Consider the following 17,555-nt stretch of genomic DNA (forward strand, 5'->3'; position numbering starts at 1 on the left):
ATACGGCGTCCAGCGGCTGCCGAGGGGACTCTTGCGACGGCTGACGGTGCGGTCGGCGGTCGGTGGAGCGTGTACTGCCATGGGTCTCCTTAGTGCAGCGTCGCCGGTGCCCACGGGGCACCGGCGACGCCGCAGGGCTCAGCCGACGAGTTCGACAGCCTGTTCTTGTGCCTTGTCCAGGGCCTCCTGCATCGTCTGCTCGCCTTGGAGAGCCGCGATCACGTTCTGCACGACCACCTTGCGGATGTCAGGGGTCCGGGACTCGAATCCGAGGACGACGTGGGGAAGGCTCGAATCGGTCAACTCGTCGAAGACCGGAAGGAACGGTGTCTCCTCCAGCGACGCGGCACTTCGCTCCGTCACCGTCGCGACACTGCTCGCCCCGAGGATCTCCTGGAGCTTGACCTGGTTCTCCTCTTCGAGCACCCATTCGATGAACGTCGCCGCCGCTTCCTTGGCTGGGCTGGCCTCGTTGATCACGATCGGTGCGAGGATGGCGCCCTGCACGCGCTCCGGGAACGGGATCGGGGCGACGCTGAAGTTGAGGTCCGGCCCCTGCCCCTTCGTCGCGGAGACGTATCCGCCGTTGTTGAGTTCCATGCCGACCTTCCCCTCGGCGAACATGCGGCGGAAGGTTGCGGCGTCGGCTCCCTTGGGAATCACATTGGCGTCGTAGAGCTCCTGGTATGCCTCGAGGCCCTCGAGGTTGTCAGGGCTGTTGATCGTCAGTTCTTCGCCGTCGGACCAGGCACCGCCGAATCCGTAGACGTAGTTGAAGATGTCCTGCCATACTCCGGCCTCTTCAGCCTCGGTCTGCCGGAACGCCAGCCCGTAGGTGTCGCCACCCGTGACCTCGACAGCGGTCTGGAAGAATTCCTCGTACGTCGTGGGTGGCTCGGGGATCAGGTCCGTGTTGTAGAACATGCCGTAGTTCGAGGCCTCGAAGATGATGCCGTGCCGCACGCCGTCATGCACCATGAACTGGTCGGGCTGCTCGAGCAGGTCGTATCCGTCGACGTCGATGAGGTCATCCAGTGGTGCGATGAGCCCCGCCTCCGATGCCGAGGCGAACTCCGGCATGTCGAAGCGGATGAGATCGGGACCGAGGCCGCTGCCCATCTGCGTCAGAATCGTCTGCCCGAAGGTCGGGTAGGGCACCGCGGCAGCGGCCACCCGCACTTCGTCCTGGCTTGCGTTGAACTCGTCCACGAGTTCGAGAAGCAGCGGACCCCGGCCCGGGTCTCCGAAGGTCGACGCCGCGAAGGTGACCGTCGTGACGCCTCCGGTCTCGGTCGGCGTCTCGGTGGCGCTGCACGCGGTGAGCGCGAGGACGAGTGCCGTGCCCGAAGCGGCGGCGATCATCCCCGTCCTGCCGTGCCTGGCAACTCTCATCTTTACTCCTTCGTAGTGAAAGCGAATTCCGGTGCACGTCGCAACGAGCGTCGCAACCCGTGCAACGTTAGGTAGCCATTTCGCTGAGCGCTACACTCCATTGCAGATAACGCAATGGAGGCATCATGTCGCAGGCCGTGCAACGGGCCATCGAATTGATCCAGCGATCAGCGGAGGGCCCGATGTCCCTTTCCGACGCGGCCGATCTGCTCGATGTCCACAAGTCGACCGCGTTGAGGATCCTGCAGACCCTGGAAGCCGCACGCTTCGTGCGGAAGACGGGCGCTGGAACCTACGTCTTCGGCAGTGGCCTGATCGAACTGTCCGAGCTCACCCTCGGTTCAATGGATCTTCGGCAGCACGCGGGTGGCCTTCTGCGAGACCTGCAGCGACGCACCGGGCACACCGTGCACCTCGCACAGCTGATCGGCGACGAGATCATCTACGTCGACAAGGTCGACAGTCCGGCTTTTCAGGCCGTGCAGTTGCCGTCTCGGGTGGGACACGCTGTGTCGATCTACGCCAGCGCCGTCGGCAAAGTCATCTTGGCCTACCTCCCCCGCCAGGAGCGCGACCGGCTGCTCTCGCATGTCGTGTTCGAGCGCTACACGCCCACGACATTCGCCGACCGCGATTCGCTCGAGGTCGAGCTGGCAGGCATTCGCCAGCGGGGCTGGGCCGTCGACAATGGCGAGCACGATTCGTACGTCATGTGCGTCGCGGTCCCGGTGCGGGATTCACGCGGTCAGACCGTCGCCGCAATCTCTGTGACGGCGATCGAAGTCGTCGCCACGCTCGCCAAGCTCGAAGAGAACCTGCCTCTCCTGTTCGCCACGGCCCGCGACGTCTCTGCCGAGATGGGCCACAGCGCCTGAGGGGCCGATGGCCGGCATCTTGCGTGCGGGCGAGCGTCCTTCGTCAGGCCGACGCGGGCGGCACCACGCTCGCGATGAGGTCGGGATCGCCGCCGAGGCTCGTCAGGCGCGCCCGCAGGGCCGTCGCTGCCCGGGCGTAAGGCTCGGCGCTCGCGTACAAGAGGGATCGGGTGTTCGCCGCCTCCAGGAAGGACACCATCTCGAACGTGAGCTGGCGCGCATCGTCGAGGAGGGGCAGCTCGCCCGCCTTCATCGCGTACTCGATGCTGACCGTGAGGTAGTCCTCCCAGTCCGAGCTTGCCGCGACGACGGCGTCGCGCACCGCACCGGGCTTGGAATCGTACTCGACCGACGTCGCGGCGAAGAAGCAGCCGCCGCGGAAGACGCGTGTCTCGGAGTACGCGAGCCACTGCGACAGCAATGCGCACACGCGCGACAGCCCTCGCTCGGAGGTCGCTCGGGCGGGAGTGACGACGCTGTCGACGAAGACCTCTCGTGCTGCCGCCACGACGGCCAGCTGCAACTGCTCCTTCGACCCGAACAGCGTCGCGACGCCGCTCTTGCTATGGCCTGAGGCATCCGCCAATCGCCCGATGGTGATGCCGTCGAGGCCGTCGACCGAGGCGGTGTCAACGGCGTGCGCGAGGATCCCCCGGCGGGATTCATCGCCCCGGAGTCGGCGTCCGTCGATCTGTCCTTGTGCCACGGGATCAGAATACCGTACGATCGTTCGTATTACTAAGTACGACCGTTCGTATACCCGGATTGGAGCATGATGAACACCGTCCTCTCGCTTGCCGGCGCCGGCGTGCGCGCCGCAGGATCCGTCTCGCCTCGGTGGGGTGCGGCAGCGGCCATGCCGCTGTTCGCCCATGTCGACCGGCCTCGACCGGTGCGCACGGTCGATCTCCCTACAATGTCGCGCTCACGGCGGTCAGTGGTGCGCATCCCCGGCGTCGCCGGCACCGGCGTCGATGTCGTGGCCTACGAGTGGGGCGCCGGCAACCGCACGGTCGTGCTCGCCCATGGCTGGAACGGGCGCGCCAGCCAGTTCGCGACGCTGGTGCGCGAACTCATCGCCGAGCGGTATCGAGTGGTGGCCTTCGACGCGCCCGCCCACGGCGACTCGGCGGGCCGCAGGACCTACCTCGTCGACTGGCGCGATGTGCTCGGCGCTCTGCAAGAGCGGTACGGGCGCTTCGAGGCGATCGTCGGCCACTCATTCGGGGGCCTTGCCACACTCGTCTCGACGGCAGGAGGGATCGAGACGGAGCGAGTGGTCACGGTCGCGGCGCCGGCTGCTGCCGAAACCCTGCTGACGCGATTCCAATCGACGCTCCGTTACCCCGACCGCACCTCGGACGCGCTCGCGCAGGTTTTCGCGCGTAAGTACTTCCCCGGCGATGCCGACCCGTTCACGTGGCTCTCCGCGGTCCGGCGGCCGTTGCCGGGGACGCCGCTGCTCGTCATCCACGACGACGCCGATCGTCGCGTTCCGTTCGCCGAGGCGTCGCGCATCACGGACGCGAACCCGGGATCGCGTCTGCTGTCGACGAGCGGCTACGGACACAACCGGATCCTCACGGCCGATCCGTTCCTCGACGCCGTCGTCGACTTCGTCACGCGGCCGGTTCCTACGTCGTCCCGAGCGGGAGAGGCGTCCGCCGCGGCGCTCCGCGAAACCGCCGAGGCAGTAGCGGTGTGAGTGTCAGAAGAGCCGGGCGGATGCTTCGCGCCCGTCACCCACGCCGGCAGGGCGCGGCTGCGCCGCCCGGCCGCGCGAGGTGACGATGATCGGCGCCGAGCGGGCGGCCAGGCCCGAGACGGGTGCGCCCCGCGGAGCGTCGTCTTCGGCGCGGCCGTCCAGGCCGTGGACGCGAAGCAGAGGCCGCACGCGCTTGGCAAGCCACGACCGGTAGGCCTTGGGCGCGTTGGCAGTCATCCCGGGATACAGGCCTCGATACGACGAGACGAGCTCCGGATGCCGCTGCTCGAGCCATTGCATGAACCACTGCTTGGCGCCGGGCCGCAGATGCAGTGCGCCGTACACGACGCGTGACGCACCCGCATCCTTGATGCGGGTCAGCGCGTGGTCGATCGCCGCGATGGAGTCGGTCAGATGCGGGATGATCGGCATGAGGAAGACGGTCACGCGGAAGCCTGCCTCGGTCGCCGCGCGCACCGTCTCCAGCCGCGCCGTCGCGGTGGGGGTTCCGGGCTCGATGATGTGCTGAAGCTCGTCGTCGAACACCGCGATGGAGGTGGCGATCGTCACGTCGACGTGACGTGCGGCATCTTTCAGCAACGGCAGATCTCGGCGGATCATCGTGCCCTTGGTGAGGATCGAGAACGGAGTACCCGATTCGGCGAGCGCCGAGGCGATGCCGGGCATCAGCTTGTAGCGGCCTTCCGCTCGCTGGTACGGGTCGGTGTTGGTGCCGAGCGCGACCGGCTCGCGCATCCACGTACCTCGTCGCAGCTCCTTCTGCAGCACGTCGACGACGTTCACCTTCACGACGATCTGCGAGTCGAAGTCCTTCCCCGCATCGAGTTCGAGGTACTCGTGGGTCCCGCGGGCGAAGCAGTTGTGGCTGATCACGCCGTTCGCGATGAAGTCGCCGGTCGAGGTCGTGATGTCGACCATGTCGATGGTCTCTCCGAGGTCTTCGATCGCGACGACACGCAGTGGCGCATCCGACTTCACCGCATCCCCGATGATGTTCAGCTTGCGAGTGATGGCGGGGTTCGTCAGATCGAAGAAGCGACGCCGCGTCGGCAGACCGCCGAGGAGACGAATGGAACTGACCCCGTTCGGACGCGGCGGTTCCTGCACATAGCGGAAGCCGTGCGCGTCGAAGGCCGCGGCAATGGCGGACAGGATCCTCGGATCCGAATTCGTGATCCGGAGTATGCCGCGGCTGCAGCTGCCTTCGGCATCGAAGATTCCGGCAAGGAACCCTCGAGACCACTCCAGCGACGGCTCCTCCGGCCATCCGATGAGCGCAGCGATCGCAGCGAAGTCGTCCGCTCGCGACGTGAAGATTCCGGTCATCTCCCGTCGAGTCGCAGTCGCCGGGGTGAACTGCCTGAGGGAAGTCTCCACGCCGCCGATCTGCAGGAAGTCCCTCGAACGAGATAGGGCCTCATCATCGGCGAGCGCGAGGCGAAAACGATGCGCCATGTAGCGACCACGTCCGTTGGACCGGTCGTACTCGCGCTTGAGCATCATCCCGTCGCCGCGGATCATCCCGCACAAGTAACCCCGCCGATAGTCATCGGTCTCGGTGTTGGAGGCGGGGACGCCGCCTGACCCGAAGCCGACGAGCTTGTTATTGGTTGTGAGATGCGGTCGCTGAGAACCGGCCTGGCCGGGCTGCACGTACTTCCAACCGCGTTCCGTCAAGAAGCGGTGGTCGCCGCTCGCCACGAGTTCCGTGCCGTCGGCGAGCGTCACGCGGTAGGCGTGCTTGCGGGTCGTCCATTGCGCCGACACCGTTGCCGCGACATAGCGACGGTACGAGCCCTCTCGCCGAGTGCCGATCACCTCGTCGCCCGCGCGCACATCGCCGATGCGCTTGCTGCGGCCATCGGACATCAGCACCAGTGTGTCCGGATCCAGACAGTACACGCATGCATGACTGCAGCCGCGGTACGGGTTCACCGTCCAGTCGAAGGGCATGGCCGAAGAGCTCGGAACATGGTTGAGAGCGGACTTGCAGAGCACCTCGTGGAAGGTCATGCCGGCGAATTCCGGCGTCGTCACCGACTGGACGAGACCGTTCAGCTGCTCGAGGCCGGGCAGGGCCGCGGCATCCGCCACGCCCAATTCCTGTCCCTGCCACCGCATGCTTCCATGAGAACATATCTTCGAGCATCGGTCAAGCAGACCTCGCATTACATCGAACATCGACCGAGGGACAGTTCGGCCCGGGTTCGCGTCGATCGGGCCCGAGGGCCACAATGGCTAACGTGACGGCGCCTGGCAAGCCCGAACCCTCCCGGCCGGCCCCCGGTACTCGTCGTGCCGCGCGAGCGATGCGCGACGAGGCGGAGCGACGCGCCCGCGCCGAGAAGAGCGCCCGCGCTGAGAACCGCACGCGTGCCGAGCACAGTACTCGCTCCGGGAGCGCTGCCCCGCCCGTGGGCAGTCGCCGCGCGGCACGCGCGGCCGAACTGTTCGATCCCGATGGGGTTCATGCCCACCATGCCCGCACGCGTCGCTGGAAGCGTGCGGGCGTCGTGGCCGGCCTCGCGGTCGGCGCCGCACTCCTGGTCGGCTCCTCGGCCGCGCTCACCGCGATCGTCGCACCACCCGCCGACACCGTCGAGGCGACGATGTCGCTGGCGGGCGATCCGCCCGAGATCGAGCAGCTGCCCGTGCCCGATGTGAGACAGTCCCCTGTCGTCACGGACCTGTGCGCGGTCCCCGAGTTCGTCGCTGCGCTCCAGTCGGGCGATGACGAGGCCGCCGTGCTGGCCGCCGGAGGCGGCGAGGCGTTCCGCTCCGCGGTCGCGGGGGGATCGGCGAGCTGTGTCGACCTCGGAGATTCCGCGCGAGTGTGGGCGGTCGTCGACAAGCTGCGCCCGGCGTCGCCGATCGACTACCGGCCGTCGGCGCTGGTGATGCCGGAGGGCGTGCGCAACATCGAAGGCGGCGCGTTGCGGGCGGAGGCGGCATCCGGGCTCACCTCCCTCGTCGCGGCGGCGCGCGATGCCGGCGTCGGCGAGGTCGCCCTCGAGAGCGCCTTCCGGTCGTACCAGACGCAGCAGGAGACCTACGGGCGCCATTTCGCGCAACGGGGCGAGCAGGCCGATCAGGTCAGCGCCCGGCCCGGCTACTCCGAGCACCAGCTGGGGCTCGGCGCGGACGTCGTCGCGTGCGCCGGCGCGTGCGGAAGCCTCGATGACCTCGCCGGCACGGCGCAGGGCCGATGGATCGCCGAGCACGCGTGGGAGCACGGCTGGATCGTGCGGTACGTGGACGGCGCGACCGCCGTCACGGGCTACCTGCCGGAGCCCTGGCACCTGCGCTACGTCGGCCGAGAGCTGGCGCGTGCCTATCACGAAGGCGGGTGGACGTCCCTGGAGGAGTTCTTCGCCCTGCCGCCCGCGCCCGACTACGCGGAGTGACGCCGGAACTCGATTCCATCTTTCGTGAGACTGAATGTCGCGGTTCGGCGTAGGATCGACGTGCCGCGGCCGAGAGCAGCGCCGCGGGCTCGACGAGGAGAGAGGTTTCGCCTGCCATGGAGCGGGATATCTACGACGAGGACCACGAGGCGTTCCGCGACGTCGTCAAAGAGTTCATCAAGCGCTACGCGTCCGACGAGAAGCGCAGGCAGTGGGACGCAGCCGGCGAGATCGACCGGGCCACCATGCTCGCCGCCGGCGAAGCCGGCATCATCGGCCTGTCCGTGCCCGAGGAGTTCGGCGGCGCCGGAATGCTGCAGGACTACCGCTTCCGATCGGTCGTGCTCGAAGAGACCATCGGCGCGGGCCTCGGCTCGCTCGCCGGTGCACTCGGCATCCAGGACGACCTGGCCGTGCCGTACATCGTGCACATGGGCACCCAGGCGCAGAAGGAGAAGTGGCTGCCGGGAATGGCGACCGGCGAGATCCTCGGCGCCCTCGCGATGACCGAGCCCGGCGCCGGCTCCGACCTGCGCGGCATCAAGACGACGGCGAAGAAGGTCGACGGCGGCTACCTCGTCAACGGGGCCAAGACGTTCATCTCGTCGGGCAAGACGGCCGACATGGTCGTGACCTTCGTCAAGACCGGTGAAGGCAACCGTCCGGATGCCTTCAGCCTGCTGATCCTCGAGAACGGCATGGAGGGCTTCGACCACGGCAAGAAGCTCGAGAAGATGGGCTTCCACGGGTGGGACACCGCCGAGCTCTCGTTCACCGATGTGTTCGTGCCCGAAGAGAACCTGATCAGTGGCAGGGAGGGTCAGGGCTTCATCCAGCTCATGATGAACCTGCCGCTCGAGCGCCTCTCGATCGGCGTCGCCGCGGCCGCCGCCGGCGAGGCTGCGTTCGTCTGGACGCGCGACTACACCCTCAGCCGGGAGGCGTTCGGCGAGCGCATCGCCGACTTCCAGAACACGCGCTTCAAGCTCGCCGACATGGCCACCACCGTCGACGTGATGTGGACCTATGTCGACCGCGCAATGATGCTCTACAAGGACCAGAAGCTCACGGCCGAAGAGGCCGCGAAGGTCAAGTTCTGGACGACCGACCGCGAGGCCGAGCTGCTCGACATCGGCGTGCAGCTGCACGGCGGCTACGGCTACATCACCGAATACCCGATCGCCCGCGCCTACCTCGACGCGCGCGTGCACCGCATCTACGGCGGCACGAACGAGATCATGCGCGACATCGTGAGCCGCCAGATCGTCGGCAAGCGCTGAGCATCCTCCACGGACGAACACGGCCATCCCCGGGATCGGGGATGGCCGTGTCGTCTGTATCAGGCTGCTTGGATGTCCGAGAACAGACCGGTGAACGCGGTCCCCGTCCCGATGACGCGCTGGAAGAACTCTCCTCCGATCGATGTCGTCACTGCGCGCGAGGCCTCGTCGTAGTCGCCGAAGTACAGGTCGAGTGTGCGGTGCGCGGGGGTCGGGGTGCCGTCTTCCTTCGGCCAGACCTTGGCGTCCTCCAGGCGCTGCAGACCTGGGAGCTGACGGGCCAGGTCGATGACGCGGGTGTACTCCGCTTCGAACGCGATGACGTCGTCGGGGTTGTCGAAGATGAGGGTGATCTTCGTCGGCATTGGCTTGCTCCTTCGATGTTGTGGTGAGGTCGGATCGTTCGTCATGCCCCGACGCGGTCAGTCGCCTCCACCCGCGGGGCGGCGGGGGACTGATGGCTGCCGTCCGGGCGTCCGTAGGCTTCGAGAAGTCGAAGCCAGATCTCGCTGATCGTCGGGTACGACGGCACCGCATGCCAGAGGCGATCGATCGGCACTTCGCCGACGACGGCGATCGTCGCGGAATGGAGGAGCTCGGCCACGTCCTGACCGACGAAGGTCGCCCCCACGACGACCTGGCGATCCTCGTCGACGACGAGCTTGGCGCGCCCGGTGTATCCGTCGGCGTGAAGCTTCGCGCCGCTCACCCAGCCGAGGTCGTACTCGACGGCTCGAACCGCGATGCCCGCGCGCCGCGCGCGCTCTTCGGTCAGACCGATGCTCGCCACCTCGGGGTCGGTGAACACCACATGCGGCACCGACCGGTGGTCAGCGGTCGCGACGTGCGCGCCCCAAGGCGCGTCGTCCACGGGTCTGCCCTGCAGACGCGCCGCGATCGCTTCACCGGCGGCGCGAGCCTGGTACTTGCCTTGGTGGGTCAGGAGCACGCGACCGTTCACGTCGCCCACCGCGTACAGCCAGTCGTTCCCGTCGACGAGCATGGTGTCGTCGACGGGGACCGCTTCGCCCGGAGTGAGCCCGACGGTCTCCAGACCCAGATCGCCGGTGTTCGGGCGTCGACCGGTGGAGACGAGGATCTCGTCGGCGTGCAGATTCGTCCCATCGGGAAGGAGCACGCGAACGGTGCCGTCGGGATCACGGACCACACGCTCAGGGGTCACGCCGAGGCGCACGTCCACGCCTTCGCGCTCGAGCGCGTCGGCGATGTACTCGCCGACGAACGGCTCCTCCTGGTCCAGCAGCGGCGTCCGCGAGATCACCGTCACCTGCGAGCCGAGCGACGCGAAGGCGAAGGCCAGCTCCGTCCCAGCGACGCCTCCTCCGATGACGATCAGGCGCACCGGAACATGGTCGGCGGCAGTGGCCTCCCGAGTGCCCCAAGCCGCGACGGTCTCGAGACCCGGGATCGGCGGCACGAAGGGAACCGATCCGGTCGCCAATGCCACTGCCTTCGCCCTGAACACGCGCTCGCCGACCTGTACCTGCTGTGGTCCGACGAGGCGCCCGTGGCCGCGGATGAGCTCGATTCCGGCAGAATCGAGCCACGCGACCTGCCCGTCGTCGTTCCAATGGTCGGTGAACTCCGAGCGCCTCGCGAGCACGGCCGCGACGTCGATCCGGCCGGTGACGGCCTCGCGTGCTCCCGCCAGGCGCTGAGCGGCACGGATCGCGTGACCGCTGCGCAGAAGCGCCTTCGAAGGCATGCATGCCCAGTACGAGCATTCACCTCCCACGAGCTCGGATTCGACGACGGCGACGCGAACACCCTGCTTGGCGGCATAGTCTGCGACGTTCTCGCCGACGGGGCCGGCGCCTACGACGATGAGGTCGTAGTCGAACGCCGTCATGCTGAGACCTTCTTCAGTGCGATGCTCAAGCGGATGGCGGCGATGAGGAAGAAGATCCCGCCGAGAACGGCGTAACCGCCGACGCCGGAGACGGTGCCGCACCCTTGCAGGCCCTGAGCCGCGAACGCCGCGCCGGCGAGAACCGAAATGCCGCCGCTGATGATGAGGGGCACCTGACCGCCTGACGTGCGGCGGAGAATCGCAGCGAACAGCTGTGTCAGGCCGGACACGATCGCCCACGTCCCCCACGCGAGCAGGACCGCAGGGGTTGAAACCGTCGACGCCCATCCGAGGGCGATCGCGGCGATCGCGCTCAGGATGACGTTGATCAGCTCCGCCGGACGCGGTCCGCGCGAATCGCCTTCGGAGCGAATCTGTGCCAGGACGGCGCCTGCGTCGACGAGCGGGTAGAGAACCAGGAGCACGGTCTGGAGCGGGCCTGCCGCGCTCCCGACGGTGAACACGAGCGCCGCCCAGAGGAGAGCGAACGCGAACCGGATGAAGTAGATGCGGCGCAGAGTTGCGCCGAGGGCGACGGATGAAACGGCAGAGCTCATGATCTTCTTTCGAGGGATGGATGTAGAGTTACTAGTACGTCTACATCACAGACTCTAGGATAGAAACGTCGCTGGGGCAACCAGCACAACCCGGATCGGAGCAGCAGGTGCATGCAGAGCTTGGCGAGCACACGCGTCGCACGACCTCCGGGCCCAGCACACGCGCGCGTATCCTCGCGGCGGCCAGCGAGCTCTTCTACGCGCAGGGAATCCGCGCCACCAGCGCCGACCGCATCATCGAGCAGGTCGGCGTCACGAAGGTGACTTTCTACCGGCACTTCCGCAGCAAGGGCGAGTTGGTGATCCACTATCTCGAGCAGCAAGCCGAAGCGGAGCGGAATTGGATGCAGAGCGTGCATCGACCGGGCGATCCGGTGGGAACGCTGCGCGCTCTCGCCGTGGGCATCGGCGAGGCCAGCTGCCGGCCCGGGTTCCGCGGATGCGCGTTCATCAACGCGGCTGCCGAATTCTCCGACGCTCAGGATCCGGTCCGGCAAGCGGTCGACGCCCATCGTCGATGGATGTTCGACTTCTTCACCGAGGTCGCGGGTGAGACCGAGCCGGGTCGTGCTGCGGCGGTCGCCCGGCAGCTCATGCTGTTGCGAGATGGCGGGATGGTGAGCGGGTATCTGGGCACGCCGGAGGAGGTCGCGAACTCGCTCGCCGCGGCGTTCGCGTCGGTCGTCGCCGCCCCGCGCCCGACATAGTCCGAACTCGGGCCGACATCCGTGGCGTCTGAGCCCCGTGCGGCATCCATTTCGTGTCGGCGTGAAGTCTCAGCGCGGCAGGGGTTCTCCGTCGAACGGCTTCGGGACGTCGCCGGGATCGGTGTTGCGCGGCCGGCGCCGGCTCGAAGCCCACGCTCGGATGCGGGCCTGGATCTCGGGCCGCTGGAGGGGCTCGGCCGAGAAGTAGTGGCTGACGTATCGCGCGGCGACGGCGACCTTCCAGTCCTCGGTCGCCAGCGTGCCGAGCACACGGGTCTTCGGCGGCGGCGGGGCCTCGACACCGTGAAGAGCGGTCGCCGCGAAGCGCGCATCGCTGCGGAGACCTAGTCGAACACGAAGTCCAGGGTCGAGCGGAACGACTCCTGGATTCGCCTCGCGAGGCTCGTCGGATCTCCGGCATCCGCGCTGGCGACGAGGTCGCGCATCCGCAGGGCTTCGACCGCTGCGACGGACATGCCCTGCCCGTAGATCGGGTTCAGAGCGAGCACCGAGTCGCCGACCGCGACGAAGCCGTCCGGTCGTGAGGCCATGTCCTCCCACCGGGTCCGGCGCGTTCCGCGGATCTTGAAGGGCTTCGGATCGTCGACGAACTCGGCCCGGCGGGCCGCGTCGGCGACGACCGGCGTGGGGGCTCGGTCCAGCTCCGCGAGGAACTCGTCTCGGTCCGCGGGCGCCCGAGACGCGTTCTGCGCGACCGTCACGATCTGGTGCAGCCCGTCGCCGCACGGGAGGAGAACGGCACCACGAGGGTTGATCGGTGTCGGCGGTGCGAGCACGCCGCGGATGTCGGGCCGCAGCGCGTCGGCGCTGAGTCGCACCACGGCAGTCGAGTAGACGATGTCGCTGACGATCTCATGTTCGGCCGGTGGCTCGAACCCGAGCGCGGTGATCCATTCCGCCGCGTGCGACGTGCGGCCCGACGCGTCGACGACGAGGTCCGCTTCGATGGCCTCCTCGCCCCGCAGTTCGACCCCGGTCACCCGGCTGCCGTCGCGCGACGCCCGCAGGCCCGTCACGGTTCCCTGGGCGATCGTGACGGTCGGGATCGCGCGGATCCGGTCACGCACGATCCGTTCGAGGACGAGACGACGGATGCCGTAGGTCCAGGCCTCGCTCGGGCCGCGAGCCGTCCATCCCTGGGAGCTGAAGCTCGCGACATCGCGCGTCGAGTCGAACCATGCCGCCCCGGCATCCGCCCAGGCTGCACCGATCCCCGGCAGCAGCTCTTCGAAGGCATCCTGGCCGATCGCGAGGAGCACGTGCATCTGCTCTCCTTGCGGAACGCCGCGGCGGTGCGTCGCATCGACGGGGAGCGCATCCCGCTCGAGGATCGTCACGCGCTCGAAGCGCGGGGCGAGCGCCGCGGCCGAGAGCAGTCCGCCGATGCCTGCACCGACGACCACCGCGTGATCGAATGCCATCGCGCACCTCCGCCGCCCGCACAGCGGCGCCTGTCGGCCCCGCTCGCCGCGAGCATAGCGGCGCCGACGCGACAACCCTCGGCGAAGGCCGTGTCAGGCGGCGGGTTCCGCTGCTGCCACCGGTGTGCGGCGCCGCGCGAGCTTCGCGACGCCCGCGGAGCGCAGGCGATCTGCGACGACGATGCCGAGCCACGTGCCGGCGAAGCAGCTGGCGAGCGTGACGCCGAAATAGGCGATCTGCATGCCGAGCGGGATCGTCCAGAGGTCGAAGGAGGCAGCCGCCATGACCGGGTAGACGATGCTGACGATGAGCGCGCTCGCGTAGTGCTGCCACGTGCGCCAGAACCGGTACAGCACCAGCAGGAAGCCGAGCTCGGCGAACAGCGCCCACCACAGCGTCGTGCCGATGGCGCCGACGGTGAACAACGGCGCGAGCACGAGCCCCGAGATGAGCCCGACCAGCAGGCCGGCGAACGGGCGCTGGATGAGGCGCAGCGCGATGACGGCGGGCATGAGCCACAGTCCCGCGATCGCGACCGAGATGAGGGGCATGGTGATGAACAGCATCGACGAGATCCACCAGCCGGCGGCCAGCACGATGCCGCCCGCGACGCCGATCGCGGCGCACGTCAACAAGTAGGCGGTCGAGACCTGGGCGCGGTTGGAGCGGCTCATGCCGTCATCTCCGCAGGAGCGGCCTGCGACTTCGGGGTGGGTGACGACGCACCGACACGCCAGTATCCGCAGAAGCTCACGAGGTCCTTCGAGACCCCGCGCTCACCGACCAGATGCCGTCGCGCTTCGGTCGGAAGCGCCTGCTCGCCCACGATGTAGGCGTGGAACGGAGCATCCGGAAGCGCTGCTTCGGTCAGTGCGTGCAGCGCGAGCGATCCCGGTTTGATGCCGTGCTCGCGCACGATCCAGCGCACCGTGATCCCGGCCGGATGCGGGAACTCGAGGGCGTCCTCGGCCGACGGCACCTCGATGATTGCCACGCCCGAAGAATCGGCGGGCAGTGTCGCGCAGATGCTCGCGATCGCGGGAAGCCCGGTCTCGTCGGCGACGAGCACCACTCGGTCGACCCCGCGCGCGGGATTGAACGCCAGGCCCTCGTCGATGATGACGACGCTCTCACGCGGCTCGCAGGTCTCGGCCCACCGCGAAGCGGGGCCGGCCGTGCCGTCGGCGGCCGAACCGTGCAGCACGAAGTCCACGTCGATCTCGGCGCCTGCCGACTCGGTCGCCGGACGGTACGCGCGCACAGAGTAGTTGCGCATCACCGGCCGCACGCCGTCGGGGATGCGCAGGTACCGCAGGTAGCCGAACATCTTGTTCGCCTTCGCGGGAAGGCGGTCGAGGCCCTCGTCGCCGCCGAGCGGCAGGAAGATGCGGAACCACTGGTCATAGCCCATGTGGCGGAATTGCGAGATCTCGCCGCCGCCGAGCGTGACGCGCATCCAGTGCGGCGACAGGCGCTCGGTGCGCAGCACGGTCAGATGCACGAGTCCCTGGGTCTCGGGCTTGACGAGTCGACTGGCCTGGGCCATGTGTCCTCCGATGATCGGTATGCGGTGAAGGGGTGTGGGATCGCGAAGCGTTCGGGCTAGCCGAGGCCCCACGGGAAGAAGAACCAGAGCACGGCGGCCGAGGCAGCCCAGAACAGCACGATGAAGACGGTGTCGCGCACCCGGTACGGAACCAGATGCCGTTCGGTCCGGTCGGGATAGGCGCCGAACGCGCGTGAGTCCATCGCCAGCGCGACGCGCTCGGCGTGGCGGATCGCGCCCGCCATCAACGGCACGACATAGCCGAACCAGCGCGCGACGGCGGTGAACGGGCCACGTCCGCCGTGGGATCCGCGCACCCGGTGCGCCTGCCGGATCACATCGAGCTCGTGGCCGAACCGGGGCACGAACCGGAAGGCGGCCAGTGCCGTGTAGCCGATGCGGTAGGGCACTCGCAGGTGCTGCACGCTGGCGCGCACGAGGTCGGGGCCCGTGGTCGACAGGCCGGCGATGAGGGTGAGGGCGACGATCGCCGCGAGGCGCAGACCGGTCGCGAATCCGATCGCGAGCGCACCCTGGTACAGGGTCCACCCGCCGATCTGCCAGAAAACCGGGGTGTCGTCGACCTGTGACGCATCCGTCCACAGCGAGAAGCCGAAGCCGATGGCCATCGCCCCCAGCGGCAGCGCCAGCAGCAGCACACCGGCGAGCACGCGCGTGAACTGCGCGCCCACCAGCAGCACGGCGTAGGCCAGCACGAGGAACGCCGCCGGCGTCGCGGCATCCCGTACGAAGATCAGCACGATCATTGCGGGCAAGGGAGCGGCGAGTTTCGCGAGCGGGTTGAGGGCGTAGAGGAACCGGACCGGGGATGCCTCGACGCGCTGCGCGTACGGATCGAACTGTGCGTCGGGCGCCTGCACGGCCAGCAGCGGGGCGGAGTCGGTCATGCCGCACCTCCCGTGTGGTGCGCGGCCGTCGCCGGCGTGGACGCCCGCGCGCCGGGAAGGTCCGTGAGTCGCGCGATGCGCGAGAGTTCCGGATGCCGCTGCAGGCCGTGCAGCGCGCGCCGCAGCGGCGGCAGCCGAAGGCCGGCACGCTCGATCAGCGCGGCGTCCGCGAAGACCTCCGGAGTGGCGCCGGATGCGAGCACGCGGCCGTCCGTCATCACCACGGTGCGGTCGGCGTACTCGGTGACCAGCTGCATGTCGTGCGTGACGACGATGATCGTCGTGCCGTCGGCGTTCAGCTCGGACAGCAAGCCGAGCAGTTCGTCGGCGCGAGCGCGGTCCTGGCCGAACGTCGGCTCGTCGAGCACCAGAACCGGGGCGCCGGCGACGAGAGCGGTGCCCACCGAGAGCCGGCGCTTCTGGCCGCCCGACAGCAGGAACGGGTGGCTCTCGGCCCTGCCGGCGAGGCCGAAACGGTCGAGCAGCGCCTCCGCGCGCGTGCGCACCTCATCGTCGGGCAGGTGCTGCAGTCGCAGGCCGTGCGCGATCTCGTCGAACACCGTGTGGGCGATGAACTGGTGCTCGGGGTTCTGGAACACGAAGCCGATGCGCGAGCTGAGGGTGCGCGCGTCGGCGCGGCCGATATCGATGCCATCCACCGTCACGGTGCCGCGAGGCGGCGGCACGACCCCTGCCATCGCCTGGATGAGGCTGGTCTTTCCGGCGCCGTTGGCTCCGACGATCGCGACGAACTCTCCGCGGGCGATGTCCAGATCGATGCCGTGCAGCACCTCGCTCCGCCCCCGGCGGAGGCTCAGGCCGCGGACCGTGATGAGTACGTCGCCCGTCGGTTCGGGTCGTTTCGTCTCGCTCGTTCCTCGCTCGCTCGACGACCGGGTGTCAGGAGGTGTCTGGCCTTCCTCGGCCTCGAGGGCGGAGTGCAGCTCCGCCGGCGTCAAGGGCAGGGGGTCGAGAACGAAGCCGGCGCGCCGCAGGCGCAGCGCGGCGATCGACGACACCGGCAGCCACACGCCCATCTCGTGCAGTTCTTCGGCGCGGCCGCGCAGCACGTCGTGGACGGTGCCGTCGGCGGCGAGGCGGCCGTCGTGGTCGAGCACGACGACCCGGTCGACGAAGCCGACGGCGGCGTCGAGGTTGTGCTCGACCAGCAGGATGGCGCGATCGCCCGCCGCGACCAGTTCGGCCAGGGCGTCGTACACCTCCTCGATTCCGCGCGGATCGAGGTTCGCGGTCGGTTCGTCGAGCACGAGCAGCGGCGACCCCATCGCGAGGGCGCACGCGATCGCCAGCCGCTGGCGGCCACCGCCCGACAGGCGGTCGGGGTTCTCGCCGCGTCGCTCCCACAGACCCACTCGGCGCAGCGCCGCCTCGGCGCGTGCGAGCACCTCTGCCACCGGCATCCGGAGGTTCTCAGGACCGAAGGCCACCTCATCCAGAAGTGTGCCGGTGACCAGCTGGGCGTCGGGATCCTGGAAGACCATGCCGACGCGGGTGCTGAGCTCGGCCACCGGTGTGGTGTTCGTGTCCAGGCCGTCCACGACCACCGAGCCGGTGACGGTCGCGGGCACGGCATGGGGGATCAGGCCGTTCAGCGCGAGGCTCAGGGTCGACTTGCCCGAGCCGCTCGGGCCGAGAAGGAGCACGACCTCGCCGGGCGCGACGTCGAACGAGACGGATGCGGGAGCCGGTGTGGTCTCGCCGTCGTGGGTGATGCCGAGGTCGCGCACCCGCAGCAGCGGCACGGCAGAGGACACGGGCATCCGATCGTCGGGGTAACTAAGCCTCCCCTAACTTAGCGTGACCTAACCCGCAAGGCCACTCCGGTT

At 68.6% G+C, this 17,555-nt stretch carries 17 protein-coding genes; 5 read left to right on the forward strand and 12 right to left on the reverse strand.

Annotated elements, in window-relative coordinates; translation table 11 throughout:
* Positions 1–138: 138 nt before the first annotated feature.
* Positions 139–1,392: an ABC transporter substrate-binding protein gene (locus ACLKM7_RS07240; RefSeq protein WP_436446480.1), complete on the reverse strand. Its 1,254-nt coding sequence runs from the start codon at positions 1,390–1,392 to the stop codon at positions 139–141.
* Between the two features lie 125 nt (positions 1,393–1,517).
* Between ACLKM7_RS07240 and ACLKM7_RS07245 the strand changes: the two genes are divergently transcribed.
* The gene (locus ACLKM7_RS07245) at positions 1,518–2,267 is read left to right on the forward strand and encodes an IclR family transcriptional regulator (RefSeq protein WP_436446481.1); all 750 of its coding nucleotides are present in this window, start codon (positions 1,518–1,520) and stop codon (positions 2,265–2,267) included.
* 43 nt (positions 2,268–2,310) lie between these two features.
* Here ACLKM7_RS07245 and ACLKM7_RS07250 read toward each other — a convergent pair whose 3' ends face one another.
* The gene (locus tag ACLKM7_RS07250) at positions 2,311–2,973 is read right to left on the reverse strand and encodes a TetR/AcrR family transcriptional regulator (protein WP_436446482.1); all 663 of its coding nucleotides are present in this window, start codon (positions 2,971–2,973) and stop codon (positions 2,311–2,313) included.
* 66 nt (positions 2,974–3,039) lie between these two features.
* On the opposite strand from ACLKM7_RS07250, the gene ACLKM7_RS07255 reads away from it, so the two are divergent.
* Positions 3,040–3,972 carry an alpha/beta fold hydrolase gene (locus tag ACLKM7_RS07255; protein WP_436446483.1) on the forward strand — a complete coding sequence of 311 codons (933 nt, stop codon included), beginning with the start codon at positions 3,040–3,042 and terminating at the stop codon, positions 3,970–3,972.
* Between the two features lie 3 nt (positions 3,973–3,975).
* On the opposite strand, the gene ACLKM7_RS07260 is transcribed toward ACLKM7_RS07255, so the two are convergent.
* Positions 3,976–6,114 (reverse strand): intein-containing Rv2578c family radical SAM protein, encoded by a 2,139-nt coding sequence (locus tag ACLKM7_RS07260; RefSeq protein WP_436446484.1) that lies wholly within the window; start codon positions 6,112–6,114, stop codon positions 3,976–3,978.
* A 122-nt stretch (positions 6,115–6,236) separates the two neighbouring features.
* On the opposite strand from ACLKM7_RS07260, the gene ACLKM7_RS07265 reads away from it, so the two are divergent.
* Positions 6,237–7,397, forward strand: a complete 1,161-nt coding sequence (locus ACLKM7_RS07265) for a D-alanyl-D-alanine carboxypeptidase family protein (RefSeq protein ID WP_436446485.1) — start codon at positions 6,237–6,239, stop codon at positions 7,395–7,397.
* Positions 7,398–7,513: 116 nt separating this feature from the next.
* Positions 7,514–8,677, forward strand: coding sequence for an acyl-CoA dehydrogenase family protein (locus tag ACLKM7_RS07270; protein ID WP_436446486.1), 1,164 nt, complete (start codon positions 7,514–7,516; stop codon positions 8,675–8,677).
* 59 nt (positions 8,678–8,736) lie between these two features.
* On the opposite strand, the gene ACLKM7_RS07275 is transcribed toward ACLKM7_RS07270, so the two are convergent.
* The 3 genes from ACLKM7_RS07275 to ACLKM7_RS07285 are packed head-to-tail and all read right to left on the reverse strand — an operon-like array spanning position 8,737 to position 11,104.
* Complete coding sequence (locus ACLKM7_RS07275) at positions 8,737–9,042, reverse strand: EthD family reductase (protein ID WP_436446487.1); 306 nt, start codon at positions 9,040–9,042, stop codon at positions 8,737–8,739.
* Between the two features lie 41 nt (positions 9,043–9,083).
* The gene (locus tag ACLKM7_RS07280) at positions 9,084–10,547 is read right to left on the reverse strand and encodes a dihydrolipoyl dehydrogenase family protein (RefSeq protein ID WP_436446488.1); all 1,464 of its coding nucleotides are present in this window, start codon (positions 10,545–10,547) and stop codon (positions 9,084–9,086) included.
* Positions 10,544–11,104, reverse strand: coding sequence for a hypothetical protein (locus ACLKM7_RS07285; RefSeq protein ID WP_436446489.1), 561 nt, complete (start codon positions 11,102–11,104; stop codon positions 10,544–10,546). The genes ACLKM7_RS07280 and ACLKM7_RS07285 overlap by 4 nt, the downstream gene beginning before the upstream one ends.
* A gap of 107 nt (positions 11,105–11,211) precedes the next feature.
* Here ACLKM7_RS07285 and ACLKM7_RS07290 point away from each other — a divergent pair, with 107 nt between their 5' ends.
* On the forward strand, positions 11,212–11,811 hold the full coding sequence (locus ACLKM7_RS07290) for a TetR/AcrR family transcriptional regulator (RefSeq protein WP_436446490.1): 600 nt from the start codon (positions 11,212–11,214) through the stop codon (positions 11,809–11,811).
* A 69-nt stretch (positions 11,812–11,880) separates the two neighbouring features.
* Here the strand turns inward: ACLKM7_RS07290 and ACLKM7_RS07295 are convergent, their stop codons facing one another.
* The 6 genes from ACLKM7_RS07295 to ACLKM7_RS07320 all read right to left on the reverse strand — a co-directional run bounded on the left by ACLKM7_RS07295 (position 11,881) and on the right by ACLKM7_RS07320 (position 17,489).
* Positions 11,881–12,081 carry a hypothetical protein gene (locus ACLKM7_RS07295; RefSeq protein ID WP_436446491.1) on the reverse strand — a complete coding sequence of 67 codons (201 nt, stop codon included), beginning with the start codon at positions 12,079–12,081 and terminating at the stop codon, positions 11,881–11,883.
* A 74-nt stretch (positions 12,082–12,155) separates the two neighbouring features.
* On the reverse strand, positions 12,156–13,253 hold the full coding sequence (locus ACLKM7_RS07300; RefSeq protein WP_436446492.1) for a tryptophan 7-halogenase: 1,098 nt from the start codon (positions 13,251–13,253) through the stop codon (positions 12,156–12,158).
* Between the two features lie 93 nt (positions 13,254–13,346).
* A complete protein-coding gene (locus ACLKM7_RS07305) occupies positions 13,347–13,928 on the reverse strand; it encodes an ECF transporter S component (RefSeq protein WP_436446493.1) in 582 nt (193 codons plus the stop codon).
* Complete coding sequence (locus ACLKM7_RS07310) at positions 13,925–14,800, reverse strand: siderophore-interacting protein (protein WP_436446494.1); 876 nt, start codon at positions 14,798–14,800, stop codon at positions 13,925–13,927. Before ACLKM7_RS07310 ends, ACLKM7_RS07305 begins: the two co-directional genes overlap by 4 nt.
* 56 nt (positions 14,801–14,856) lie before the next feature.
* Entirely contained in the window at positions 14,857–15,708 is an 852-nt protein-coding gene (locus ACLKM7_RS07315) for an energy-coupling factor transporter transmembrane component T (RefSeq protein WP_436446495.1), read from the reverse strand.
* Positions 15,705–17,489, reverse strand: a complete 1,785-nt coding sequence (locus ACLKM7_RS07320; protein ID WP_436446496.1) for an ABC transporter ATP-binding protein — start codon at positions 17,487–17,489, stop codon at positions 15,705–15,707. The genes ACLKM7_RS07315 and ACLKM7_RS07320 overlap by 4 nt, the downstream gene beginning before the upstream one ends.
* Positions 17,490–17,555 lie beyond the last annotated feature (66 nt).

Origin of the sequence: Microbacterium sp. I2 (assembly GCF_051364985.1) — a bacterium.
In the GTDB taxonomy this organism is placed as follows: domain Bacteria; phylum Actinomycetota; class Actinomycetes; order Actinomycetales; family Microbacteriaceae; genus Microbacterium.

What these genes read in the sequence shown, in the direction of transcription:
- ACLKM7_RS07260 (WP_436446484.1), bottom strand. Translation starts at nt 6,114, where the DNA reads ATGCGGTGGCAGGGACAGGAATTGGGCGTGGCGGATGCCGCGGCCCTG.
- ACLKM7_RS07285 (WP_436446489.1), bottom strand. Translation starts at nt 11,104, where the DNA reads ATGAGCTCTGCCGTTTCATCCGTCGCCCTCGGCGCAACTCTGCGCCGC.
- ACLKM7_RS07305 (WP_436446493.1), bottom strand. Translation starts at nt 13,928, where the DNA reads ATGAGCCGCTCCAACCGCGCCCAGGTCTCGACCGCCTACTTGTTGACG.
- ACLKM7_RS07310 (WP_436446494.1), bottom strand. Translation starts at nt 14,800, where the DNA reads ATGGCCCAGGCCAGTCGACTCGTCAAGCCCGAGACCCAGGGACTCGTG.
- ACLKM7_RS07275 (WP_436446487.1), bottom strand. Translation starts at nt 9,042, where the DNA reads ATGCCGACGAAGATCACCCTCATCTTCGACAACCCCGACGACGTCATC.
- ACLKM7_RS07280 (WP_436446488.1), bottom strand. Translation starts at nt 10,547, where the DNA reads ATGACGGCGTTCGACTACGACCTCATCGTCGTAGGCGCCGGCCCCGTC.
- ACLKM7_RS07315 (WP_436446495.1), bottom strand. Translation starts at nt 15,708, where the DNA reads ATGACCGACTCCGCCCCGCTGCTGGCCGTGCAGGCGCCCGACGCACAG.
- ACLKM7_RS07270 (WP_436446486.1), top strand. Translation starts at nt 7,514, where the DNA reads ATGGAGCGGGATATCTACGACGAGGACCACGAGGCGTTCCGCGACGTC.
- ACLKM7_RS07240 (WP_436446480.1), bottom strand. Translation starts at nt 1,392, where the DNA reads ATGAGAGTTGCCAGGCACGGCAGGACGGGGATGATCGCCGCCGCTTCG.
- ACLKM7_RS07320 (WP_436446496.1), bottom strand. Translation starts at nt 17,489, where the DNA reads ATGCCCGTGTCCTCTGCCGTGCCGCTGCTGCGGGTGCGCGACCTCGGC.
- ACLKM7_RS07245 (WP_436446481.1), top strand. Translation starts at nt 1,518, where the DNA reads ATGTCGCAGGCCGTGCAACGGGCCATCGAATTGATCCAGCGATCAGCG.
- ACLKM7_RS07300 (WP_436446492.1), bottom strand. Translation starts at nt 13,253, where the DNA reads ATGGCATTCGATCACGCGGTGGTCGTCGGTGCAGGCATCGGCGGACTG.
- ACLKM7_RS07255 (WP_436446483.1), top strand. Translation starts at nt 3,040, where the DNA reads ATGATGAACACCGTCCTCTCGCTTGCCGGCGCCGGCGTGCGCGCCGCA.